Origin of the sequence: Methylobacterium sp. SD274, from assembly GCF_017355285.1 — a bacterium.
Lineage (GTDB): Bacteria > Pseudomonadota > Alphaproteobacteria > Rhizobiales > Beijerinckiaceae > Methylobacterium.
The window spans coordinates 1-254 of sequence record NZ_JADIJP010000089.1 but is presented as its reverse complement, the minus strand read 5'-3'; the positions used below and the strand labels follow the sequence as shown (position 1 = coordinate 254).

1 tRNA gene is annotated in these 254 nt (G+C 59.4%); it reads right to left on the bottom strand.

The window, feature by feature from the left end:
• Positions 1–133: 133 nt before the first annotated feature.
• Positions 134–209: transfer RNA gene (locus IPV08_RS24370), tRNA-Ala, on the bottom strand.
• Positions 210–254: the final 45 nt, after the last annotated feature.

Genomic DNA, 254 nt, shown 5'->3' with positions numbered 1-254 from the left:
GTTATTTGCCCGCCCCGCACGGTCCAGATGACCAGCGCAGGGTAGCAAAACTTGTGTTTTCCGGATGCGGTCCAACCACAGCCATCGCGCCTCGACCCATACGGGGAGACAGACAATGCGGGACGACAGACAATGGTGGAGCCAGTCGGGATCGAACCGACGACCTGATGCTTGCAAAGCAACCGCTCTCCCAGCTGAGCTATGGCCCCAATCTGCGATCGCGTCGGTCTTCGGTAATCGAGGCGAACCCCAAT